General features: G+C 74.0%; 1 protein-coding gene. It reads left to right on the top strand.

The genetic code is table 11. From position 1 onward, the window contains the following. Nucleotides 1-8,532, top strand: an 8,532-nt coding sequence (locus AWQ70_RS36920) for a type I polyketide synthase (RefSeq protein WP_157530954.1), incomplete at both ends; no start/stop codon positions are given.

Here is an 8,532-nt window from a genome sequence, read left to right as displayed (position 1 = left end):
CCCGACGGCCGTCGGGTGGAGCTGCCGACCTATGCCTTCCAGCGGGAGCGGTACTGGCCGGAGGCCGGGTCGGTTCCGGCCGAGGCGCCGGTGGCCGCGCCGGATGACGACGACGCCCGGTTCTGGGCGGCGGTGGAGCGTGAGGACCTCGCGGAGCTGGCCGCCACCCTGAGGTTGGAGGACGCGCCGGGGGTGCTGGACGACGTGGTGCCGGCGTTGTCGTCGTGGCGGCGGTCGCGGCGGCAGGAGTCGATCGTCGACTCGTGGCGCTACCGGGTGGAGTGGAAGCCGCTGACCGGCCTGCGCGACGCCGCCACGCTCACCGGAACCTGGCTGCTGACCGGCGACGGCGAACGTGCTGCCGCCATCGAAGAAGCCATGCGCGACGCGGGCGCCGCCGTGATCCGCTGCGAATCCGGCCAATGGCCCCAGAACCATGACATCGCGGGCGTGGCTGCAGTGGTCTCCGGAGAGCTCGACGACGTCGTGGGGATGATCCGGAGCCTGGGCGACGCCGGGATCAGCGCACCGCTGTGGCTGATCACGTCCGGTGCGGTCTCGGTGGGCCGCTCCGATCCGCTGCGTGAGCCGTACCAGGCGCAGGTGTGGGGGCTGGGCAGGGTCGCGGCGTTGGAGTTCCCGGAGCGGTGGGGCGGGCTGATCGATGTCCCGGCTCTCGTCGACCGTCGGTCCGGTGCCCGGCTGGCCGCCGTCCTGGCGGGTGGGACGGGCGAGGATCAGGTCGCGGTCCGCAGTGCCGGCGTGTACGGCAGGCGGCTGGCGCGGGCGCCGCTGCCGTCGGTTTCGGCCGGTTCGTGGGTGCCCTCCGGCACGGTGCTGGTGACCGGTGGGAACGGTGCGCTGGGTGCGGTGGTCGCTCGGTGGCTGGCTGAGCGGGGAGTTCCGCATCTGGTGTTGACCAGCCGCCGGGGCCTCACCGCGCCGGGTGTGGATCAGCTGGTGGCGGAGTTGACCGCGCTGGGAGCGCGGGTGACGGTCCCGGCCTGCGACGCCGCGGACCGGGAGGCGCTGGCCGCGGTGCTGGCGGCGGTTCCCGCCGAGTTCCCGCTGACCGGTGTCGTGCACGCCGCCGGGGTCGCGGCGACCGGCCCTCTTGACGAGGTCGGCCCCCTAGAGACGGCCGCGGTTCTGAACGGCAAGGCGGTCGGCGCGGCACACCTGCATGAACTGACCCGGGACCTTCCGCTGGAGCTGTTCGTCACGTTCTCGTCGATCGCGGCGACCTGGGGCAGCGGCGGGCAGGGCCTCTACGCGGCGGGAAACGCGTTCTTGGACGCGCTGGTGGAGATGCGCCGGGACCGCGGCCTGGCCGGCACCTCGATCGCCTGGGGCCCGTGGGCCGAGGTGGGCATGGCCGTACGGGGCGAGGCGGAGGAGTTCCTGCGGCGCCGCGGGCTGAACGCCCTGGACCCGCGGCTGGCCGTACTCGCCATGGCACGGGCGGTGGATCGCGGCGAGACGTGCGTGACGGTCGCAGACGTCGACTGGGGGCTGTTCGCCCCGGCGTTCACCTCCGGCCGGCCCAGCCCGCTGCTGGCAGATCTGCCCGAAGTGGCGCAGGCGCTCGCGGGCGACCCGGCCGGCTTCGACCTGGGCGCCGTGGTGCGGCAGCGGATCGCCCTGGCGCCCGCCGGCCAGCGGCACCAGGTGCTGCTGGACCTGGTCAGGGACCGCGCGGCGGCGGTGCTCGGGCATCGCGGAGCCGACGCGATCGAGCCGGGCAGGGCCTTCCGCGACCTCGGCTTCGACTCGCTGACCGCGGTCGAGCTGCGCAACCTGCTCAACGCGGAGACCGGTCTGAAGTTGCCGGCCACGCTGGTCTTCGACCACCCGACACCGGCCGTTCTGGCCACGTACCTGCTCGGCGAGATGTTCGACGCGCCGGAGGAGGCGCCGACGCCGGGCGGGGTGTCGGCCGACGACGAGCCGATCGTGCTGGTGGGCATGAGCTGCCGGTATCCCGGTGGCATCGCGTCGCCCGACGATCTGTGGCGGCTGGTGGCCGCCGGCGGCGACGGCATCACCTCCTTCCCGGCCGACCGGGGCTGGGACCACCTCGCCGGGTCCGCCTCGTACGCGCGGCAGGGCGGGTTCGTCGACGGGGCGACCGAGTTCGACGCGGGGTTGTTCGGGATCTCGCCGCGTGAGGCGCTGGCGATGGACCCGCAGCAGCGGCTGCTGCTGGAGGCCGCCTGGGAGGCCTTCGAGTCGGCCGGGATCGACCCGCGTTCGGTGCGCGGCGCGCAGATCGGGGTGTTCGCCGGCGCCTCGTCCTCCGGCTACGGCAGCGGCGGCCACGGCTTGGAGGGCGTCGAGGGCCACCTGCTCTCCGGCACCGCGAACAGCGTGATCTCCGGCCGGGTCGCCTACGCCTTCGGCCTGGAAGGCCCGGCGGTGACGGTGGACACGGCCTGTTCCTCGTCGCTGGTGGCGTTGCACCTGGCGGTGCAGGCGCTGCAGCGCGGCGAGTGCGACCTCGCGCTGGCCGGCGGTGTGACGGTGATGGTGTCGCCCGCGGCCTTCGGCGAGTTCGACCGGCAGGGCGGCCTTTCGTCGAACGGGCGGTGCAAGTCGTACGCCGACACCGCGGACGGCACCGGCTGGGCGGAGGGCGTCGGCCTGCTGCTGGTCGAGCGGCTCTCCGAGGCGCGCCGCCGCGGACATCGCATCCTCGCGGTGGTGCGCGGCAGCGCGGTCAACCAGGACGGCGCGTCGAACGGCCTGACGGCGCCGAACGGTCCCTCGCAGCAGCGGGTGATCCGCCGGGCGCTGGCCGACGCCGGGCTGACGCCGTCCGACGTGGACGTCGTGGAAGGGCACGGGACCGGCACGGTGCTCGGCGACCCGATCGAGGCGCAGGCGTTGCTGGCGACCTACGGTCAGGAGCGGGACCACCCGCTGTGGCTGGGGTCGATCAAGTCGAACATCGGTCACACGCAGGCGGCGGCGGGTGTCGCCGGTGTGATCAAGATGGTGCAGGCCATGCGGCACGGCGTGCTGCCCGCCACACTGCACGTGGACGAGCCCACCAGCCAGGTCGACTGGTCGGCCGGAGCGGTGCGGCTCCTCACCGAGGCCCGGCCGTGGCCCGCGGCCGACCGGCCGCGCCGCGCGGGGGTGTCGTCGTTCGGGATCAGCGGCACCAACGCCCACGTCATCATCGAGGAGCCGCCGCCGGCCCCGGACGAGGACGTGCCCACGCCCCGGGTCCTGCTGTGGCCGCTCTCCGGACACACCGCCGCCGCCCTGCGGAGCCAGGCGGACCGGCTGCGCGCCTTCGCGGCCCACTCGGACGCCGGCGTTCACGACATCGGCTACACACTCGCCACCACCCGGGCGAGCCTGGCGCACCGTGCGGTGGTCGTCGCCGGGAACCACGAGGATCTCCTCGGCGGCCTGGCCGCGGTCAGCGACGGCACCCCGAGCGCCGCCGTCGTCTCCGGGGCCGCGGGCGACGGCGGCACCGCCTTCCTCTTCACCGGCCAAGGCTCGCAGCGCGCCGGGATGGGCCGGGCGCTGTACGCGTCCTTCCCCGCGTTCGCCGACGCGTTCGACGAGGTCTGCGCCGAGCTGGACCTGCGGCTGGACCGACCGCTCAAGGAGGTCGTGTTCGGGGGAGTCGACCTGGACCAGACCGTCTACGCCCAGGCCGGCCTGTTCGCGGTCGAGGTTGCGTCGTTCCGGCTGCTGGAGTCATGGGGCGTGACCCCGGACCTCCTGCTGGGCCACTCCATCGGCGAGATCGCCGCCGCCCATTGCGCCGGAGTCTTCTCCCTGCCGGACGCGTGCGCGCTGGTGGCGGCCCGCGGCCGGCTCATGCAGGCCCTGCCGTACGGCGGGGCGATGCTGGCGGTGAACGCCGCCGAGGAGGCGGTGCGGGAAGCGCTCGACGGCCGGGCGGACATCGCCGCGGTCAACGGCCCGGCCTCGGTCGTGGTCTCCGGCGACGCCGACGTGCTCGACGAACTGGCGGCGCGCTGGGCGGCGGAAGGGCGCAAGACCAGCCGGCTGGCCGTGTCGCACGCCTTCCACTCGGCGTTGATGGAGCCGATGCTGGCCGAATTCGCCGCGGTTCTGGAAACGATGACGTTCCGGGCCCCGCGGATCGCGATCGTGTCCAACCTGACCGGCACGGTCGCGGACCCCGAGTCGATGTGCACGCCGGACTACTGGGTGCGCCACGTGCGTGACGCCGTCCGGTTCGCCGACGGGGTCGCCCACCTGCGGGATCAGGGCGTCGGGACCTTCGTGGAACTCGGGCCGGACGGCGTGCTCTGCGGCATGGCCCAGCAGACCGTCACCGACGGGGTTTTCGTCCCGATGCAGCGCAAGGGCCGCGACGACACGGAGACGCTCGTCGCCGCGGTCGCCCGGCTGTGGGTCGCGGGCCTCACCCTGGACTGGCCGGCCGTCCTCGGCGGTGGCAGCCACGTCGACCTGCCGGCCTACGCGTTCCAGCGCGAGCGCTACTGGCCGCAGGTGGACGCCGCCGTCGGCGGGCCCGGCTCCGGCGACGACGTGGACGCCCGGTTCTGGGACGCCGTCGAGCGGGAGGACCTGGGCGCGCTGGCCGGCGCGCTCGAGGTGGAGGCGCCACGAGAGCTGGAGCCGCTGCTGCCCGTGTTGTCGTCGTGGCGCAAACGGCGCCGGCAGGACTTCGTCCTCAACTCGTGGCGCTACCAGGTCACCTGGAAGCCGATCACCGGCACACTCGCCGCCGGAGCTCTCTCGGGGAGGTGGCTCCTCGTGGTGCCCGCCGGGGCCGACGAGCGGGGCGTGGCCGCCGCCCTCCGGTCTTCCGGCGCCGAGGTCGTCGAGATGGTGTGCGACCCGGCGGGCGAGGGCCGGGCGGCGCTGGCGGGCCGACTGCAGACGGCCGGGGCCGACCTCGCCGGTGTGGTGTCGCTGACCGAACCCGGCCCGGACGGGCTGACCGCGTCGTTGACGCTGCTGCAGGCGCTGGGCGACGCGGCGATCGAGGCCCCGCTGTGGATGATCACCAGCGGCGCCGTGTCGGTCGGGGGTTCCGATCCGCTGCGTGAGCCGTACCAGGCGCAGGTGTGGGGGGCGGGCAGGGTCGCGGCCTTGGAGTTCCCGGAGCGGTGGGGCGGTCTGATCGATGTCCCGGATCTGGTCGACGGTCGGGCGGGTGCCCGGCTGGCCGCCGTTCTGGCGGGTGGGACGGGCGAGGACCAGGTCGCGGTCCGCGGTGCGGGCGTGTACGGCCGGCGGTTGGTGCGTGCGCCGTTGCCGTCGGATCCGGTGTCGGGTTCGTGGGCGCCGTCGGGGACGGTGCTGGTGACCGGTGGGACCGGCGCGCTCGGTGGGGTGGTCGCTCGGTGGCTGGCTGAGCGGGGTGTTCCGCATCTGGTGTTGACCAGCCGTCGGGGTGCCGGGGCGCCGGGTGTCGACGGGCTGGTGGCGGAGCTGGAGGCGTCGGGGGCGCGGGTGACCGTGGCCGCGTGTGACGCCGCGGATCGGGAGGCGCTGGCCGGGGTGCTGGCGGCGGTTCCCGCCGAGTTCCCGTTGACCGGTGTCGTGCATGCCGCCGGAGTCGCGGACTCGGGCCCGCTCGACTGGGCCGATCCCGCCGGGGTGGCCGCGGCCACCGGCGGCAAGGTGGCGGGCGCGGCGCACCTGGACGAGTTGACCGAGGGCTCGCGGCTGGATCTGTTCGTCACCTTCTCGTCCATCGCGGGTGTCTGGGGCAGTGGCGGGCAGGGACTCTACGCCGCGTCGAACGCGTACCTCGACGCGCTGGTCCAGCGGCGGCGGGCCCGTGGTCTGGCCGGGCTCTCCGTGGCGTGGGGTCCGTGGGCCGAGGCGGGCATGGTCGTGCGGGGTGAGGCCGAGGAACTCCTCCGCCGCCGTGGACTGGCCCCGATGGATCCGCGGCTGGCCGTCGCCGCCTTGGCGCAGGCGGTGGATCGCGGTGAGGCGTGCGTGACGGTCGCCGACGTCGACTGGAGGCTGTTCGCCCCGGCGTTCACCTCCGCGCGGCCCAGCCCGCTGCTGGCCGAGCTGCCCGAAGTGGCGCAGGCGATCGAGGTGGAGGTCGCCGACGCCGACCTGGGTTCGGCGTTACGGCGCCGCCTCGCGGCGGCACCGGCCGCGCAGCGGGTTCGTATGCTGGTGGAGGTCGTGCGGGAACGTGCGGCGACGGTGCTGGGACACGGCTCCGTGGACGCCGTCGAGCCGGAGCGGGCGTTCCGCGATCTCGGCTTCGACTCGTTGACCGCGGTCGAGCTGCGCAACCTGCTCAACACGGAGACCGGTCTGCTGTTGCCGGCGACGCTCGTCTTCGACCATCCGACCCCCACGGCGCTGGCGGAACACCTGCTCGGTGAGCTGCTCGACGACCTCGCGCCCGCCGCGGGAGCCGTGGCCGCGCCGGCGGGCGTCGTCGACGAGCCGGTCGTGATCGTCGGGATGAGCTGCCGCTATCCCGGTGGCATCACCTCGCCGCGCGAGCTGTGGGAGCTGGTCGCCTCTGCCGGGGACGGGATCAGCACTTTCCCGGCCGATCGCGGCTGGCCCGAGGATCCCGGCACGGGTTATGCCCGGCTGGGTGGGTTCGTCGACGGAGCGACGGAGTTCGACGCGGGGTTGTTCGGGATCTCGCCGCGTGAGGCGCTGGCGATGGACCCGCAGCAGCGGTTGTTGCTGGAGGCCGCCTGGGAGGCGTTCGAGTCGGCCGCGATCGATCCCCGGTCGGTGCGCGGCGCGCAGATCGGGGTGTTCGCCGGCGCCTCGTCCTCCGGGTACGGCGGCGGGGGCGGCCGCGGGTTCGAGGGAGCCGAGGGCCACCTGCTCTCCGGCACCGCGAACAGCGTGATCTCCGGCCGGGTCGCCTATTCGTTCGGGCTTGAGGGGCCCGCGGTGACGGTGGACACCGCGTGTTCGTCGTCGCTGGTGGCGTTGCACCTGGCGGTGCAGGCGCTTCAGCGTGGCGAGTGCGGGCTGGCGCTGGCCGGTGGCGTGACGGTGATGGTGTCGCCGGCGACCTTCGGCGAGTTCGACCGGCAGGGCGGCCTTTCGTCGGACGGGCGCTGCAAGGCGTTCGCGGACGCGGCGGACGGCACCGGCTGGGGCGAGGGTGTCGGCGTCCTGGTGCTGGAGCGGCTTTCGGACGCGCGGCGGCTCGGGCACGACATCTTGGCGGTGGTCCGGGGGAGCGCGGTCAACCAGGACGGCGCCTCCAACGGGCTGACCGCCCCGAACGGTCCTTCGCAGCAGCGGGTGATCCGTCAGGCGTTGGCCAACGCCCGTCTCACACCCTCTGATGTGGATGTGGTCGAGGCGCACGGCACCGGCACCCGGCTGGGTGATCCGATCGAGGCGCAGGCGTTGCTGGCGACCTACGGCCAGGAGCGGGACCACCCGCTGTGGCTGGGGTCGATCAAGTCGAACATCGGGCACACGCAGGCCGCCGCGGGTGTCGCCGGTGTGATCAAGATGGTGCTGGCGATGCGGCACGGTGTGTTGCCGGCGACGTTGCACGTGGACGAGCCGTCCCGGCAGGTGGACTGGTCGGCGGGTGCGGTGGAGCTGCTGACCGAGGCCCGGCCGTGGCCTTCCGGGGATCGACCGCGTCGTGCGGGTGTGTCGTCGTTCGGCATCAGCGGGACCAACGCGCACGTCATCATCGAGGCGCCTGCCCTGCCCGTGCCGGTCGAGCAGGGCGTTTCCACGTCGCCGGTGATCCCGTGGCCGGTGTCGGCTCGGAGCGAGTCGGGGCTGCGTGCCCAGGCGGACCGGCTGGCCGGCTTCGTGGGCGCCGAGCCGCGACTGGACGTGGCAGATGTCGGGCGCTCGCTTTTCACCCGGGCGGCTCTGGCCCACCGGGCGGTCGTGCTCGGAACCGATCGAAACGGGCTGCTGGATGGCTTGAGCGCGCTGGCCGAGGGGCGGTCCGGTGCCGGCGTGGTGTCCGGGGTCACCGGTGACGGGCAGACCGCGTTCTTGTTCACCGGTCAGGGGGCGCAGCGGGCCGGGATGGGCCGCGGGTTGTACGAGTCCTTCCCGGTGTTCGCGGACGCGTTCGACGCGGTGTGCGCGGAGCTGGACGTTCGGCTCGATCGGCCGGTCCGGGATGTCGTGTTCGATGGGGCCGATCTCGATCAGACCATGTGGGCGCAGGCCGGACTCTTCGCTGTGGAGGTGGCGTCGTTCCGGCTGCTGGAGTCGCTCCAGGTGGTCCCGGACTTCCTGCTGGGCCACTCGATCGGTGAGATCGCCGCCGCGCACTGCGCCGGAGTGTTGTCGCTGCCGGATGCGTGTGCTCTGGTTGCGGCGCGGGGCCGGCTGATGCAGGCGCTCCCTGCCGGTGGGGCGATGCTGGCCGTGCAGGCGTCCGAGGCCGAGGTGGTCGAGGCGGTCGGCGGCCTGGTGGACGTCGCGGCGGTCAACGGCCCGGATTCGGTGGTCGTCTCGGGTGACGCCGGGGTGATCGAGGAGCTGGCGGCGCGGTGGGCGGCGGAGGGCCGTAAGACGAGCCGGTTGACGGTGTCG

It is taken from the genome of Microtetraspora niveoalba (genome assembly GCF_001570405.1).
GTDB lineage: Bacteria > Actinomycetota > Actinomycetes > Streptosporangiales > Streptosporangiaceae > Microtetraspora > Microtetraspora niveoalba.
This window is presented reverse-complemented; position numbering and strand designations above follow the sequence as displayed.